The organism is Arthrobacter sp. 10N44_2, from assembly GCF_056394385.1.
Genome location: NZ_JBFTHT010000007.1, coordinates 146217 through 162026 on the forward strand (window position 1 = coordinate 146217; position 15810 = coordinate 162026).

The window sequence follows — 15810 nt, forward strand, 5'->3', positions numbered from 1 at the left end:
CAACGCGTTTGCCGGGCAGCCGCGCCGAAGCCACCGCGCGAAGCCGCAGCGCCTGCCGGGCTGCGTGCCGGGCATGGGCGATTTGAGGGCGGATGAAAGAATATGTGAGTGAACCCGCATGAGTCCTTGATTCCGTTGCTGGGCCGAGGTCCGGACCCGGAACAGCTGCGTCATGTGCGGACGATCCCCGCCCGCCAGGCCGTCAATGCGCCGTGGCCACAGTGGTCGCACCCGGATCTCGTGGCAGCCTACGGTTCCCTGGGCATCCACGAGCCCTACCTTCACCAGGTCCGGGCCGCCGAACTGGCCCACGGCGGAGAGAACGTGGTCATCGCCACCGGCACCGCGTCCGGCAAGTCCCTGGCGTATCAGCTGCCGGCCCTGGACGCGATCCACCGTTCCGAGCTCAGGGTCCTGTCCGATCCCGGGAAAATCCACGACGACGGGGCCGTGACCCTCTACCTGTCCCCGACCAAGGCGCTCGCCGCCGACCAGTTGGCGGCGATCAGGGCACTGAAGCTCCCCACAGTCCGGGCCGAAACCTACGACGGCGACACCGATCCCGCGTCCCGGCGCTGGATCCGGGACCACGCGAACTTCATCCTCGCCAACCCGGACATGCTGCACTTCGGCATTCTCCCGAACCATGCCTGGTGGGCCAGGTTCTTCCGGCGCCTCCGCTACGTGATCGTGGACGAAGCCCACAGCTACCGCGGCGTCTTCGGCTCCCATGTGGCAAACCTCATGCGCCGGCTGCGTCGGATCTGTGCCTATTACAGCCCGGGCGGCTCGCATCCCGGACCGGTGTTCATCGCGGCGTCCGCCACGGCGTCTGAACCCGGGCAGTCCTTCGGCCGGCTGATCGGCGCGCCCGTGCGGGCCGTTTCCGAAGACAGCTCGCCCCACGGGTCCACGACGGTGGCGTTTTGGGAGCCGGCACTGACCGAACTCCGGGGCGAAAACGGTGCCAAGGAGCGCCGGACGGCAGTCGCCGAGACCGCCGACCTGCTGGCCAACCTGGTGTCCTCGCGGACCAGGACCATTGCGTTCATCAAGTCCAGGCGCGGGGCAGAGTCGATTTCCTCCATCGCCAAACGCCTCCTCGACGAGGTGGATCCCAGCCTGCCCCAGCGTGTGGCCGCGTACCGCTCGGGCTATCTGCCGGAGGAGCGGCGGGCCCTGGAAAAGGCGCTGCGCTCCGGTGAACTGTTGGGCGTCTCGAGCACGTCCGCGCTGGAGCTGGGCATTGACATTTCCGGTCTCGATGCAGTCCTGGTCGCAGGCTGGCCGGGCACCCGCGCGTCGTTGTTCCAGCAGATCGGCCGCGCGGGCCGCGCCGGCCAGGACGCGATCGCGGCCTTCGTGGCCAGCGACGACCCGCTGGACACCTACTTGGTGAACCACCCCGAGGCGATTTTCGACGTGTCGGTGGAGGCCACGGTCTTCGATCCCTCCAATCCATACGTTCTGGGCCCCCACCTGTGCGCCGCCGCCGCGGAACTGCCCCTCGGGTTCGCCGAACTGGAGCTCTTCGGGGCCACCGCTGAGAAGCTGCTGGACCGCCTGGTCCTGCAGGGCTACCTGCGCAAACGGCCGGCAGGATGGTTTTGGACCCATCCGCAAAATGCCGCAGCCATGGTGAACCTCCGGGCCGACGGCGGAGGTCCGGTGAGCATAGTGGACGCGGAGACGGGCTCCTTGCTCGGCACCATGGATTCGCCGCAGACCCATTACCAGGCCCACACAGGGGCCATCTATGTCCACCAGGGCGACAGCTACGTGGTCGAAGACCTGAATGAGGACGATCACTGTGTGGTGGTGCGGCGGGCGAACCCGGACTACTACACGACAGCCCGGGACGTGACCCAGATCGAGGTCCTTGAAACGCAACGCACCACCCAATGGGGCGATGTGGCCGTGCATTTCGGCGATGTGAAAGTGACAACACAGGTGGTCTCCTTCCAGCGCAAGGCGTTAATTTCGAACGAGATCCTCGGCGAAGAACCCTTGGAATTGGGCGCCAGGGACCTGTTTACCAAGGCGGTCTGGTTTGTCATGGACAACCGCTCGCTGACCGGCGCTGGGCTGATCGAGGCACAGTTCCCCGGAGCGCTGCATGCTGCCGAGCACGCGGCCATCGGACTCCTTCCGCTGGTGGCCTCCAGCGACCGCTGGGACATCGGCGGAGTGTCCACGGCCATCCACGCCGATACCGGAGTGCCCACCATCTTTGTCTACGACGGCCATCCCGGCGGGGCCGGCTTCGCCGAACGCGGATACGACAAGGCGAGGTTGTGGCTGACCGCCACGCGCGACGCCATCAAGGCCTGCGAATGCGAGTCCGGCTGCCCCTCCTGCGTCCAGTCACCCAAGTGCGGCAACAAGAACAACCCGCTCGACAAGGACTCTGCCGTCACACTGATCGATGTGCTGCTCCAAGACGCCACCGACCTCATGCACGCCGGCAATCCCGGAACAACGGCCGCCGCGGCCAGGACCCCGGACGATCAGCCCGCCCAGCCGCTCCGCGCCTGACCACGTCTCAGCGGCCGGTTCGTGGGCGACGGCCGGCAGGTTCGGGGCCGGGGCGGCAAGGCGGTACGTTCGTGTGAGCCGGGGCGGCAGGCAGGTTCGTGGGAACCGGGCGGCGGCAGGGCTGTACGCCAGGCCGCAGACGGATGCGCGGCTTCTGGCGACCGCCGGAGTTGGTGCATCTTTCACGGTGCCGGCCCGTTCCCGGCCGCAGGGGGCGGTCCGGCCCTGGCCAGTCCCGTGGCCGCCCCGAGGAACGGTCCGGCGCTGAACTCGGTGCGCACCTGAACGGTGTCGTCCGGTCCTTCAGCACAGGCAGCCAGCGTGGCGTTGTTCTTCAGTGCGACCTCTCTAGCCACAGCGCAGGGCTCGCCGGACGTGATGCCCCGCGCGGCATCCGCCGCAGCCAGCGCTGCCAGATCGGCGGCCGCCGCAGCCCTCGATGCCGCAACGGCCGATTCGGCCAAAAGAAGCAGCAGGGCCAACGCCATGATGACCACCAGTCCGAGTCCCAGGGCCAGGACGGTCCCCGACCCCCGCTCTGAAGAAGTCCACCGGTGCCGGGGGTGGGCAGGATTCGGGCTCCGGGGTCGCGGCCCGCGGGCACGGACACGGACAGGTGCAGGTGCAGGTGCAGGTGCAGGTGCAGGTGCAGGCGACATCATGTGCCGCCTTGCCACGGGGAACGGGAGACGCCTTTCAGTTCGGGCTCGTCCAGCCCGGGCCGTTGTGCCGCGCCGGGAGCCTCCGCACGCGCCCACGCGCTGGCGCTGAGGGCCCAGGGAACCAGGGAGCCAACGGCCCCGGGGACCCGGCCGGAAACGGTGACCCTGTGCCACTCGCCGTCGTGCGTCACCTCGGAGTCCGCCGCGTCGCCGGCGAGACGGCGGACAATCTCACCGACTTCGCCTGCCGCGGCTCCCCTCGACACCGCCCGGGCACCGCCGCGGGCCGCTTCCTCAACCCGCAGCTGCATCACCCCGGCCGCCGAACCCGCGAGCAGCACGGAGAGCAGGAGAACGACCGAGGGCAGCGCGACGGCGAACTCAGCAGTGACGGCCCCGCGGCACTCCCCCATCGGCGGCGGCTCCCCCCGGCCGCCGCTCCCCCGGGCGCGCCAGAGTCCGTTCATGGCAACGTGAGCGCCGTCCGGATGAGGTTCAGGAGGAACCCGCGGACCTCATCGCTGCGCATGATGAACACGAGGACCCCGGCGAAACCCACGGCGGCCAGGGTTGCGATGGCATATTCAGCGGTAGCCATTCCCGCCTGCGCGGCCGGCGGCCCTGTGCGGCCCCGCGGTTGAACGGGAACAACCGAGCTGGCGCCGGGGTAGATCTCATAGACCTCCGCAACGCCGCCCTCCCCTGCTTCAATGCGACGTGCAGCGGGAGTGTCCTGATTTGTTGACATCTGCTTTCCTTCCACGGGACACCGGCGTGATCGCCGGCTGATTCGACTCTCCCGGCTTCCACGTCGCGCCATAAGCCCCGATGGCAGCTAAGTGGAAAACGTGCCCGAAGATGCCGTCGTGGCGGCCTGTGGAGGAGAAGTGTCTGGCCCATTCCGGGCGGCCAACGGCCGCCAAACGCAAAGCCCTGGTCCGCCGGCGTTTCGCCCGGGCCAGGACAAGGCTGAACCCGAGGGGCTGCGGTCCGCACTGCGACGACAGCCCCTCGGGTTCAGTTGGTGCGGGTCACCCGCGTTCCTAAGGCAGGAAGTATCCCGCGAGGTCGGCGATGAGGTGTGAGGATCCGGAGGACCGGTTGAACAACGTCACCTTTCCGTCTGAGCCGACGGGGACCGAGACCAGGTTCGGCACAGTCTGTCCGGCGGAGAAGTTCAGGTTGGACGCGTCCGGACGGGTGGAACCGGAGGGGTAGGCGGTGATGTAGCCGATGGACTGGGGCGACACGACCGTCAGGTTGAAGACAGCCGCCAGGACGCTCGAGGGGATGCCGTTGGCGCCGGCAATCTGGAAGGACACCGTGGAGTCCGGGCGAACAGCCGTTGCGTTTCGGGTGTCGAGGATCCTGGATGGACCCGTGGCCTTGAACGCACCGGTGGCTGACGGCGTGCCGCCGAGGTAGTAGCCGGCAACGTCTGCGATCAGGTGCGAACGTCCGAACGAACGATTGAGCAGTGTGACTTTTCCGTCTGGACCGATAGGGACCGTGACCAGGTTCGGCACTGTCTGTCCGGCGTTGAAGTTGAGGTTAGACGCGTCCGGACGCGCCGAGCCCGAAGCATAGGCCGTAATGTAGCCGATCCTAGTTGGCTCGGTCACTGTGAGGTTGAAGACCACAGCAGCGGCAGATGCCGGTATGCCGTTGGTCCCCGCAACCTGCAGGGACACAGTGGAATCCCCTGCAAGCGCCGTCGTGGACCGGGTGTCCAGCAGCCGCTTTGGCGCGAGGCTTTGGAAGGCACCCGGCGTCGCTGGCGTCCCCGTGACGTAGTAGCCGGTGACATCGGCGATGAGGTGGGTTGTGCCGGAGGATCTGTTGAACAGCGCCACTTTTCCGTCCGCACCCACCTTGACCGTTACCAGGTTGGGCACGTTTTGGTTGGCACGGAAGTTCACATTGGATGCATCCGGCTTTGTTGTCCCGGAGGGGTAGGCGGTGATGTAACCAATGGATTTTGCTTCAGTGACGGTCAGGTTGAAGACGACCGCCGCGACATTTGCCGGGATCCCATTAGCCCCTGCAACCTGGAAGGAGACGGCCTTATCGGCACCCACCGGCACCGTTTTCCGGGTGTCGAGGAACCGTTGTGGGGCAACCGGGGCAAACGTTCCGGGCAGCTGGGCGGCCGCCTTTCCGGCCTTGATAACGACGTCGTCAATGAAGCTGTCGCCTGCCTGCCGCCGGTGTTCGGCACCGAGTTGCATCTTGGTGACCGCGGTAAAGCCCGTGGCGATCTGCTTGCTGGAATACAGGAGTTTGCCGTCGAAGATCACCTCGACCGTGGAGGAGGCCCCATTTGCGACGACGTGCGTGACGATATGGTGCCAGGTGCCGAGAGGGACATTGACTTTCATCGGGGTGTATCGGAGGGTTCCGTCGGGCGCCGCGACCCGCAGCCACATCGGGCCGACGCCGCCGTTGGATCGGTAGACGTCTATGAACCGGGTAGTCCCGTTGAAGAAGCGGAAGTACGGGACGTTGTTGCCGGCGACGCCCTCTTTGGTGATGTTGAACCAGCCGTCGGCGTAGACCTCATTGTTTCCGGCAGGAAGTGGTGCGGAAAAATTGGCCACCGACCCGGCATCCGTGGTGACGTGAACAAAGGCTGAGCAGCGGCCCGAGTGCTGCTGTGCCGAGGAGACATCGGCCGTGCCTGTCCCGGCGGTGAATGCGGCGGCGAAGCCTGCGGTGGTGAGGCTTCCGGACTCGAAGTTCGTGGCAATCACCGTTGTGCCAGGGTATTGGTTGGTCGGTTGGGGTGCTCCCGGCTGACAGGTCGGTACGGCGGCGGACGCCGGACTGGCACCGACCGCCAAACCGGTCAACACTAGTAGGTTGAGCGCTGCAATCACGCCCGCTTTATACAGTCGAATCATTGATCTGCCCCCCTGGCATGGCTCCCAGTTAGTACGAGACCCCAGATACTCCGGGATTCGAGGCGCCAAGGAGGTGCTGTGAGAAGCCGACGCACGAGACCGCTCATACTCCGACGGTGCCTGCCCCAAAGGTATCCCCCAGCAACTTGAATAAACCTTGGGCCCGGGGTGATCCCCGGGCTGCCGGCATCACGCCCGAAGCAGCCCCAGGAGCACGGGCACGACGCCGAGGCAGACGAAAGCCGGCAGGGAGCACAGGCCCAGCGGCACCACGAGCTTCACCCCGAGCGTGGCCGCGCGCTGCTCGGCGGCCCTGTTGCGTTCACGGCGGAGCCGGGCCGCCTGGGCATAGAGGAGCGCTGAGGAGGGGGCGCCGGTAAGCGCGGCGAAGGAAAGAGCGTCGCGCAGGGCCTGAAGTTGGGGCGCCCGGGCACCGGAGCTGCGCCATGCCGTGCCCCAGTCCGCACCGATTGCGAGGGCTGACACAACCGGCCGAAGCTGCCGCCCGAGTTCCGGTGGCATGAGGGCGGCCACGAGGTCGAGGGACCGGCCAAGTCCGGCTCCCGCATCCAGCATGGCGCCGATCAGTTCCAGCATCATGGCGGTGTCCCGCAGGCCCGGGAGGCCGTGACGTCCGTGCCGGCCGGCGTCGTGGACCGTCGGGCGCCGGGCGGCCCCGCCGGCAGGGGCCCGAAGCTGGCGCCGGAGCCGCCGGCGGACACGGCCCGGGCGGGCGAGGACGACTGCGGCTGCCCCGGCAAGGCTCGCTGCCATCACGAATCCGGCAAGTTCGGGCCTCACGGCGACCACCGCGGAGTCACGTTGGTGCTTCCGCCGCGGCGCGGACGAGCCTTGCGGACCACAACCGGCCGACGGCGGTCAGCGCCACGCCTGCGGCCAACGCCGCGAGGCCCCAGGGAGTTCCCAGCAGTGTCGCCACCGGGTCCACGCCGAGCAGCAGGCCGAGACCCAGGCCCGACAGCGGCAGCCAGGTCAGCAGACGAACGGTCGCGCGGGGGCCCGCCAAGGCCGTCTGCCGCGCTGCCTCGGCGTCGTCCTCCGTTTCAAGGTGGGCGGCAAAGCGCGCCAGGACATCGGCCAGGGGGCAACCGCTGGCTTCAGCGGTGTCAAAGCATGCGGCGAGCTCGCCCCACACACGCACGTCGCGGCGGGCCCGGTTGCCGACGGCACCCGTGGTGACCGTGACGACGGCGCCCGCACCGGCAGTGACCGCGGAGACCTCGCGGCGGATGGCCGCGGCCACGGAAGACCCGCGCCGGGCGGCGGCACGCGCGGCTGCGAGGATCCTGCGGGACTCCGGGCCGAGGACCGTGCCGGTGCCGTTTGCGGTGCGGGGCTGGCCGGCGCTGTGAACTGCGGCCTGGGCCGCCGGCCCGTCCCGCGCGGTGTCACCGCCGTACAGGGCCCACAGTTCATCCCACAGCCGGGCGGGGATGCGCCCTCCCTTCAGCAGCGCGGCCAACTGCTGGACCAGGACTGTCATGGGGACGGGCCCGGCATCGGCGGATCCCCTGCCGCGCCAACGGGTCATGCCCCCGACGGCCCGTCCTGGGCGGGATCCCGGGGAACCGTAGGCCGCGGGAGCTCGCGTGCCCGCGGCGTGCAAGGCCCTGCGGGTACGATGGCCGGCCGCGCGCGGGGTGGGAAATGCCAGCCACACGGCCAGGACCAAAACGACGATGAGGAAGACGGTCATCGCTGCGTCCAGGGCTGGAGGGATTCGCGGCCGGAACCCGGCGGCCGTCCTGCCGGCAGCGCCGCCTGCAGTTCGGAGGGGTCCGCCCCGGCCAACCCGGGATCCAGGCCGAGACGGCGCGCCAGCAGCGGCCAGGCTCCGCCGAAGCGGAGCTCGCCCTGTTGGATCTCCAGTGCGGCGGCGACAACCAGGCCCGAGTCTAGGACCTCCATGATTCCAACGCTCGCCACCTGGCGGCCCGATTCGGTCCGCTCGACGTGCACGACGACGTCGATCGCGCTGGCGACCTGCAGCCGTACCGCGTCCTGGCCCATGCCGGCGAGCGCGCCGAGGGCCGTCAGCCGGGCAGGCACAGCCGCCGCCTCATTGGCGTGGATGGTCCCGCCGCCTCCGGTGTGTCCGGTGTTCATCGCCGAGAGCAGCTCGCGGACCTCGGCGCCGCGGCATTCGCCCACCACCAGCCGGTCCGGCCGCATCCTGAGGGCCTGGCGGACCAGTTCGCCCAAGTCGACGGCGCCACCGCCTTCCAGGTTTCCGTGCCGGGATTCCAGCGCGACGACGTGCGGGTGGACGGGATTCAGTTCTGCGGCGTCCTCAATCAGGACGAGTCTCTCCCCGGGGTGGCACAATCCCAGCAGTGTCGCCAGTAACGTGGTTTTCCCCGAACCGGTGGCCCCGCTGATGAGGAAGCTCAGCCTGGCCGCCACCATGCGTTCGAGCACGGACTGGACCAGGCTCCCGGGCGTCCCGGCCCCGAACATGCCGGCGCGCTTCAGCTCGGGCATGGAGAAGACCGTGGCCCGGCGGATCCGCACGCTCAGGAGGGTCCCGGCCGTGGAAATGGGCGGCAGCACCGCGTGCACCCGGTAGCCGCCGTCGAGCCGGACATCGACGCACGGCGAACCGTCGTCCAGGCGGCGGCCACCGGCTGCCACCAGCCTCGCGGCGAGGGCCCGGATCTGCGGTTCCCCGGAAAAGACGACCGGCGCCTTTTCCAGACCGCGGCCGCGGTCCAACCAGACCGAGTCCGGCCCGTTGACAAAGATGTCTGTCACGGCGGGATCACGGGTGAGCGGTTGCAGGGGGCCCAGGCCGTTCAATTCCGCGCTGATGCTCTCCACTGCGGCCAGGGCGCCGGCCGTGCCGAGCAGCCGCCCGCTCGCCTGGACCGCGGCCGCCACCCTTGAGGGGGTTACCGGGGAGGCATCGGCCATGACGGACTCGCGCACGGACTCGAGCAGCGTCTGGTCGAGAAATCCCTGCGAGCGGCGGCGGCCCGGTGCCCGCCGGGCCGGACGTTCCGGTCCGGCCGGTTCTACGGCCGCGTGGGCACTCATGAGCCGTCTCCGCCGTTCAGCTCAAGGAGTCCGGCCGCGAACCGGCGGACGGCGCGCTGCCGGCCGGTTTCGAGAAGGCGGCCGAGTTCCGTTGCCCCGGCCAGATCCTTGATGTCCGGCATGATGCCCTGAAGGACAAGCCCCACGGAGCCGGCGATCAGCGGGGCATCCAAAGCGGCGCCGCGACTGGCCCGGACCACGAGCGCGGTGTCCACGGGTGGAAGCTCCTGCAGCAGCCAGGCCGTGGCGACGGCGGCCCGCAGCCGGGCGGGCGCCACGACGATGATCCGGTCGCATTCGCCGGCGAAGGCCCGCAGGGCCTCCCGTTCCCGGCCGATATCCAGCACCACCAATTCGCAGCCGCGGCGTGCGGCGTCAAGAACCGCGGCCACGGTGGTCGCGTCCACCCCGGCGGCTTGGTCACGGGTTCCCGGCCACGACAGGAAGGAGAATCCGCCGGCGACCGGCAGCGACTCCTCCAGCTGGGCGGGGTCGATACTGCCGCTCACCCCGGCCAGATCCGGCCAGCGGAGCCCGTGGGTTTCCTCGGCGGCCAGCGCAAGTTCCAGGCCTCCGCCCCGGGGGTCGCCGTCGATCAGCAGCACCCGGATCCCGGCCCCGGCGGCGGCCTGCGCGATCCAGATGGCGGCGGTCGTGGCCCCGGCACCGCCGCAGCCGCCGGTGAGACCCAGCACCAGGCCGCCGGCTTCCGGGGCGCGGGACCGGCTCAGGTATTCCGCCAGCCAGGCGGCCGCGTCCGGCAATACCGCGACGCGTTCGGCCCCGACGGCGGCGGCCAGATGCCATAACCCTTCTCCGTCACCTTCGAGGCCGAGCATCACGGCAGGGGTCCTCCGCCGGGGCGGCAACCCGCGGATGTCGCTGCCCACCAGCACGGCGGCCGCGGCGTCCCAGAACGGCGCGGCCTCGGCAACGTCCTGCACCGTCCGCAGCTGGCCCCCGGCTGCTGCGACGATGCGTTCCACCTCGCTGCGCAGCACATCGGCGCCGGTTACGAGCAGGATTTCCGCGGAATCCCCGGGGGTCCAGGGCTCATGCGCCCGCGGTGGCGGTGAGCCTGGGCCACGGTCCTGGTGCCTGTTCATGCTGCCACTGTGCCCGGGCCGGGACCGCAGCGGAACCGCCGTCGTGGGCTATGTGGACAAGTCCGGCGTCTTTCCTGCACCGCGGCCGGGGACCGAGCACAGACCACGTCCCGGAGCAGGGCAGAATTGATCCTATGTATCTGCTGCTCGCTGCCCACGCCGACGGCGCGGCACTGCAGCAGCTCACGGCCGATGGCGCCCCCGAACCCTCCAATCCGGAACCCCGTGTGGTCAGGGCCGGCGACCTCGCCGGAATTGTGCGCGAGTTTGAGGAGCGGCACCCGCGCTGGATCTGGCACCGTACGCAGGACTGGTATCCCGCGTTGCTGCGCGCCGGGGTGGAACTCGAGCGCTGCTACGACCTCACCTTGTGCGGTTCGATCCTGGCCCACTCGGAGTTCACCGCCCACACCGGCTACGCGCAGGCGGCGGAGAAGCTGACCCAGGACGACGAGCTGAACCAGCCCCCGCGGGGGCTGCAGCCTCCTGCCCCGCCGCCGGAACAAGGGGCCTTGTTTGATGCCCCGGCCTCCGGCCGGCGTCCCGGCCAATCCATTGAGGCTCTCCGCGCCGAGTACGCCGCGCAGCAGGAGGCCCTTCGCCAGGCGGGACCTGCGCCCGGAACGGCCTCCGGCACGGTCGTCGTCCCTGACGCCGGCCGGCGCCAACGGCTCCAGCTGCTGCTCGCGGCGGAATCCGCCGGAGCCATGATCGCCGCCGAAATGCAGCACACCGGCGTCCCGTGGCGGGAGGAACTCCACGAGCAGATTCTCGCAGAACACCTCGGACCCCGCCCGGCTCCCGGTCAGCGTCCGGCCAAACTCGAATCGCTCACGGCCGAACTGAGGCTGCTGCTGAAGTCGCCCGCGCTGAACCCGGACTCGCCGCAGGAGCTCATGCGCGCCCTGCACCGCAACGGCATCGAAGTTAAAACCACCCGCCAATGGGAGCTGAAAGAATCCAGCCACCCCGTGATCGTGCCGCTGCTGGCCTACAAGAAACTGGCCCGTCTCCACGCGGCCAACGGCTGGGCGTGGCTTGATACCTGGGTGAAGGACGGCAGGTTCCAGCCTGAGTACGTGGTGGGCGGCGTGGTCTCGGGCCGGTGGGCGTCGCGGGGCGGCGGGGCGCTGCAAATCCCGCGCCAGGTCCGCGGCGCGGTCCACGCCGATCCCGGCCACAAACTGATCGTTGCCGACGCCTCGCAGCTGGAGCCGCGCGTGCTCGTGGCGCTGGCCCAGGATTCCAAAATGGCCGAAGCCGCCCGGGACAAGGACCTCTACGCCGGCATTGCCGCCCAAGGCTTCGGCGGCGACCGGGCGAAGGCGAAGGTGGCCCTCCTTGGAGCAATCTACGGGGCGACCACGGGCGAGTCCGGCCGGCTGATGCCCCAGCTGGCCCGCACCTACCCCCGCGCCGTGGGCTTCGTCGAGCAGGCTGCCCGCGACGGCGAAGCCGGCAGGACCGTGACTTCGCGCCTGGGCCGGAGCAGCCCGCCGCCGTCGGAGCGCTGGCTGCAGAGCCAGCACTCCACCACCGCGGAAGAGCAGCGCCGGGCGGACTCGATCGCACGCTCGCGCGGCCGCTTCACCCGGAACTTTGTGGTCCAGGGCTCGGCCGCTGACTGGGCGGCATGCTGGCTCGCGGAACTGCGACGGAGGCTTCGCGCCATACGGTCGGACGGCGCAGCCGCCGGCGAACTGGTGTTCTTCCTCCACGACGAGGTGATGGTCCACTGTCCCGAATCCGCCGTCGGGGATAGCATCAAGGCGATCGAGGACTCCGCAAATGCCGCGAAGGAGCTCTTGTTCGGCCGCATTCCGGTCGAATTTCCGGTCAGCGTGGCCGTCGTCGATTCGTACGACAATGCCAAATGAGTGACCGAAGTCACCGCCTGTAACGTACCCGTCGGTAGCGTTGTGTGCGCTCCGTCACCGGGCTACCCTCGGAAAGGCCGGTGAATTTCCCGTACGAACCGCCGGCTATTGCAACGACGCAAGGATATTGGGGAGGCACAGGTTTGGCTGGCATTTTTGAGATCGCGCAAGCTGGCGACAAGGCTTATTTCTTCAGGCTGACGGCGGCGGATGGCACGGTAGTGGCCGTGTCCCCGCTCTTCAGCTCCATCAAGAGCGCGGCGGCGGGCATCAACGCCGTGCGCGAGAACGCCGCGACCGGCCTGGTTGTGGATCATTCCGGCGCTCACCGGCGGGTCGCCTCCAGCAGGTCGGGAGGACGGGCGATGGCTCCCCTGGCAGGCAGCCCGGTGGCTGCCGGCTAGATGGCTGCAACCCCGTTGCTGCCCGGCAGGCAGCCCGGCGGCTGACAGCCAGCGGACCGGCCGGCAGGCCGGCGCCGTGCGGCCTTCACACATCAATCCCGTAGAGCCGCGCGCGGTCCCACGGCACGGCCCAGCCCAGCTGTTCAAAAAGCTGGTTCAGGATCATCCCGGTAAAACCCCACACCACGACGCCGTTGACGGTGAAGGCTGGGCTCTGGAATGTCTGGCCGGCCCGGCTGACCGTGGCCATCACCCTGTTGTCCGGGTCCAGCAGGTCCCTGACCGGGACCCGGAACACCTGCGCGGATTCACCGTAGTCAACCACCCGGACCGGCGACTGGGCAGCCCACCAGGCCAGGACCGGCGTCACCAGGAAATTGCCCCGGGGCAGGGCCAGTTCAGGCATCACGCCGAGTACGTCCACCCCCGCAGGGTTCAGGCCAGTCTCCTCCTCCGCCTCGCGGAGGGCCGCGTCCACCACGGACTCACCCGGATCGATGCCGCCGCCGGGAAACGCCACCTGCCCGGGATGGTCCTCCAGCGTTTGGGCCCGCTGCAGCAGCAGCACGTCCAAATCGGCCGGAGCCAGCAACTTCTCGGACACAGCGGGGACGTTGTCGAGCGCACCAAAGAGCATCAGCACCGCCGCCCTACGGACCCGCTCGCCGGGTTCGACGGCGAGTTCCCGCCAGCGCGGATCCGGGGCCGGCGCCGTGCCCGCCTCCACCGCGGCAACGAGCTCGACGAGGTCCTGGCGCGCGGTCACGGCTGTTTCCTCTGCGATTCCATCCGGATTTCCGCGGCGCGGTGCGTCTCGGCCAGCAGCCGGGCCAGCAGTTGCTCCTGGCCCGGGGCGAGTTCGTACTTCAGCAATTTCTTTGACTTCTCCGGGTCGGTTTCCCCCATGCCGTAGCTGGGGCACCAATTGGCCACCGCGCAGGCGCCGCACGCCGGCTTCCGGGAATGGCAGACACGGCGGCCGTGAAAGACGACGCGGTGCGAGAGCATGGTCCAGTCCTTCGGCTCGAACAGCTCAGCGACGTCCGACTCGATCCGGACCGGATCATCCGACTCGGTCCAGCCAAAGCGCCGGGCCAGCCGGCCGAAGTGGGTGTCCACCGTAATGCCCGGGATGCCGAAGGCATTGCCCAGCACGACGTTCGCGGTTTTCCGCCCGACGCCGGGCAGCGTCACCAGGTCCGCGAGCCGGCCCGGCACCTCGCCGTCGTACTCGTCCACCAGCCGGGTGCACAGCGCCAGAAGATTTCTGGCCTTGGCGCGAAAGAAGCCGGTGGGCTTGATGATGGCCTCCAGCTCGGCCGGATCCGCCTCCGCCATCCGCCGCGCATCCGGGTAGCGCGCGAACAACAGGGGCGTGATCTGGTTGACCAGCACGTCCGTGGTCTGCGCGGACAGCACCGTGGCTATCACGAGCTCGAACGGCGTGCGGAAGTCCAACTCCGCGTGGGCATAGGGGTACTGCTCCGCGAGTTCCCGGTTGATCCGGCGCGCGCGGCGCTTGAGCGCCAGCATTGACTCCCCCGACGCCCGCGGCGCACCCGGCTTGGCGCTCCCCGGGATCGGGTTGCCGGGTTCCGAGCCGCCGGATTCCGTGGTCACGGCGGCGGACTAACCGCGTTCGATGTTGCTGAGGTCCCGCAAAACGCCGAGCCGGCCGTCGGTGTGCTGGACCAGGAACTCGTTGCCGCGGTCCTCCAGGGCAAGGACCCAGCCGCCGGGTTCAATGACGAACGCCGGGGCACCGGTGCGCACATCGACGGCGGTGCGGGGCTGCGCGACGGCGAACCAGAAGGCCTCGTGCACGGGGTGGACATCATCCTCCGCGGGCCGGCTGGCGGGATCAACGGTCGCGCCGATGGGTTCCTGCGGCCGGGCCTGTTCCTGCGGCCGGACCTGGGGGTTGACCGTAGTGGGGGCACTGCCGCCGGTGGCGGCCGGCACGCCGGCGGCCTGGGTCTGTTCCGCGGCCTGGGTCTGTTCCGCGGCGGGAGCGGTCTGTGCAGCCGCACCAGCGGCACCAGCGGCGGCGACACCAGCGGCGGCGGCACCGGCTGCAGCAGGGACGCCCGCGGTCCGGGTCTTGTCCGCGGCGGACGAAGCAGACTCCGGAGCCGGGGCCTGCGTCGGGGCCGCCGATGAATCCGTAGATGCCGGGGCAGCCGCGCCGGCGGCTGGCACCACGCCCGAGATCTGGGTCTCCGGTGCGCCGGGGGCCGCAGCGCTGGGGGCCGCGGCGGACGCCGCACCCGCCGAAGATGCCCCGGCAGGTGTGGTTGCCGCCGGCGTGGCCGTCTGGCTGCCGGTGGCCGGACGCTTGGCCCAGCCCGCGGCCTCCCCGGAAGCGGCCTGGCCGGACGCAACCGGGCCGGACGCAACCTGGCCGGATGCGGCCGCCAGAGAGGCGCCCGCCCCGGCTGCGCCTGCACCCGCAGCGTCCTTGGTCAATTTGGATTCCTTCGGTTGCTTCGGTTGCTTCGGCGCCTTCGGTGCCCGGGGCTTTCGCACCGGGACAACAGCTTCGCGGGCAACCACGTGGGCAGGCGCGTCCTCCCGGCCCAGGAAGTCGCCGGCAAAGAACGGGATCCAGCGGCCCAGCACCGTGGCGGCGAAGAGCCCCAAAGCGCCCAGGAGCGCGATCAGCATGCTCGGCACGAACGCCCCGGCGGCGGCGAGGAAAAAGAAGGCCAGCGTGAAGGACGCTACAACGGACGCGAACTGGTCGATCGACAGGGATCCGATCCGGATCTTGGTCGACGGGCTGAGGCGGCGGGCCACAAACAACGCGGTGACAATGAGGGGCAGCACGATGCCCAGGCCCAGGAAGAAGAGGCTGCCCAGGTTCCAGAGGTTGTAGGCGAAGGCAAACATAGGAATCAGTGAGGCGATGAAAAGAAGCAGCGTGGAGCCGAAAACGGTGAGGTCACGGATGGTGAACGGGCCGAGGACGGCTTCGTTCTTCTTCCCGGTCTTTTTGTCCACCGTGAAGCGTGGCGCATCCCCGAACCCGGCGGGCCCCGGCTGCGCCGTTCCACCCTGGTTCTGGGCGGGCGCCCGGAGCTGCCCGTTGTCTTGCTCGTTCATTCCGTATCTCCTTAGCATGGCGGCGCCCTGGACAGCGCCGTCTAACGGCAGGCAAGGACAGGACCGCCAGCGGTCCTGTCGCCTCCATCGGATGTCACAACTTCATCTCAGCCTAGCCAAGTGAATGGCCGATCACTAGCTGACAAGCCGTGGGCGGACGCAGCAGAATT

Annotated in this window: 14 protein-coding genes; 3 read left to right on the forward strand and 11 right to left on the reverse strand. The window is 69.4% G+C overall.

The genetic code is table 11. The features are described 5' to 3' along the window. The first annotated feature begins 108 nt into the window (after positions 1-108). Positions 109-2535, forward strand: coding sequence for a DEAD/DEAH box helicase (locus tag AC1DBX_RS10165; protein WP_476931674.1), 2427 nt, complete (start codon positions 109-111; stop codon positions 2533-2535). Between the two features lie 182 nt (positions 2536-2717). Here the strand turns inward: AC1DBX_RS10165 and AC1DBX_RS10170 are convergent, their stop codons facing one another. From AC1DBX_RS10170 to ssd, 8 genes are all read right to left on the reverse strand, one after another. Further along, complete coding sequence (locus AC1DBX_RS10170) at positions 2718-3197, reverse strand: Rv3654c family TadE-like protein (protein ID WP_476931675.1); 480 nt, start codon at positions 3195-3197, stop codon at positions 2718-2720. After that, positions 3194-3664 carry a TadE family type IV pilus minor pilin gene (locus AC1DBX_RS10175; RefSeq protein WP_476931676.1) on the reverse strand — a complete coding sequence of 157 codons (471 nt, stop codon included), beginning with the start codon at positions 3662-3664 and terminating at the stop codon, positions 3194-3196. Before AC1DBX_RS10175 ends, AC1DBX_RS10170 begins: the two co-directional genes overlap by 4 nt. Next, a complete protein-coding gene (locus tag AC1DBX_RS10180; protein ID WP_476850273.1) occupies positions 3661-3987 on the reverse strand; it encodes a DUF4244 domain-containing protein in 327 nt (108 codons plus the stop codon). The genes AC1DBX_RS10175 and AC1DBX_RS10180 overlap by 4 nt, the downstream gene beginning before the upstream one ends. A 253-nt stretch (positions 3988-4240) precedes the next feature. Then, positions 4241-5947, reverse strand: a complete 1707-nt coding sequence (locus AC1DBX_RS10185; protein WP_476931677.1) for a hypothetical protein — start codon at positions 5945-5947, stop codon at positions 4241-4243. 339 nt (positions 5948-6286) lie between these two features. Further along, positions 6287-6898: a type II secretion system F family protein gene (locus tag AC1DBX_RS10190; protein ID WP_476855525.1), complete on the reverse strand. Its 612-nt coding sequence runs from the start codon at positions 6896-6898 to the stop codon at positions 6287-6289. Between the two features lie 16 nt (positions 6899-6914). After that, positions 6915-7649 (reverse strand): hypothetical protein, encoded by a 735-nt coding sequence (locus AC1DBX_RS10195; protein ID WP_476931678.1) that lies wholly within the window; start codon positions 7647-7649, stop codon positions 6915-6917. 161 nt (positions 7650-7810) lie between these two features. Continuing rightward, on the reverse strand, positions 7811-9151 hold the full coding sequence (locus tag AC1DBX_RS10200; protein WP_476931679.1) for a TadA family conjugal transfer-associated ATPase: 1341 nt from the start codon (positions 9149-9151) through the stop codon (positions 7811-7813). Continuing rightward, positions 9148-10257 carry a septum site-determining protein Ssd gene (gene ssd / locus AC1DBX_RS10205; protein ID WP_476931680.1) on the reverse strand — a complete coding sequence of 370 codons (1110 nt, stop codon included), beginning with the start codon at positions 10255-10257 and terminating at the stop codon, positions 9148-9150. Before ssd ends, AC1DBX_RS10200 begins: the two co-directional genes overlap by 4 nt. A 134-nt stretch (positions 10258-10391) precedes the next feature. On the opposite strand from ssd, the gene AC1DBX_RS10210 reads away from it, so the two are divergent. After that, positions 10392-12134, forward strand: a complete 1743-nt coding sequence (locus AC1DBX_RS10210; RefSeq protein ID WP_476887250.1) for a bifunctional 3'-5' exonuclease/DNA polymerase — start codon at positions 10392-10394, stop codon at positions 12132-12134. Between the two features lie 80 nt (positions 12135-12214). After that, entirely contained in the window at positions 12215-12538 is a 324-nt protein-coding gene (locus AC1DBX_RS10215; protein WP_476855520.1) for a YegP family protein, read from the forward strand. Between the two features lie 85 nt (positions 12539-12623). Here the strand turns inward: AC1DBX_RS10215 and AC1DBX_RS10220 are convergent, their stop codons facing one another. The 3 genes from AC1DBX_RS10220 to AC1DBX_RS10230 all read right to left on the reverse strand — a co-directional run bounded on the left by AC1DBX_RS10220 (position 12624) and on the right by AC1DBX_RS10230 (position 15640). Beyond that, positions 12624-13304: an NUDIX hydrolase gene (locus AC1DBX_RS10220; RefSeq protein WP_230008029.1), complete on the reverse strand. Its 681-nt coding sequence runs from the start codon at positions 13302-13304 to the stop codon at positions 12624-12626. Beyond that, the gene (nth, locus tag AC1DBX_RS10225) at positions 13301-14071 is read right to left on the reverse strand and encodes an endonuclease III (RefSeq protein ID WP_230008030.1); all 771 of its coding nucleotides are present in this window, start codon (positions 14069-14071) and stop codon (positions 13301-13303) included. The genes AC1DBX_RS10220 and nth overlap by 4 nt, the downstream gene beginning before the upstream one ends. Positions 14072-14167: 96 nt before the next feature. Further along, entirely contained in the window at positions 14168-15640 is a 1473-nt protein-coding gene (locus tag AC1DBX_RS10230; RefSeq protein ID WP_476931681.1) for a hypothetical protein, read from the reverse strand. Positions 15641-15810: the final 170 nt, after the last annotated feature.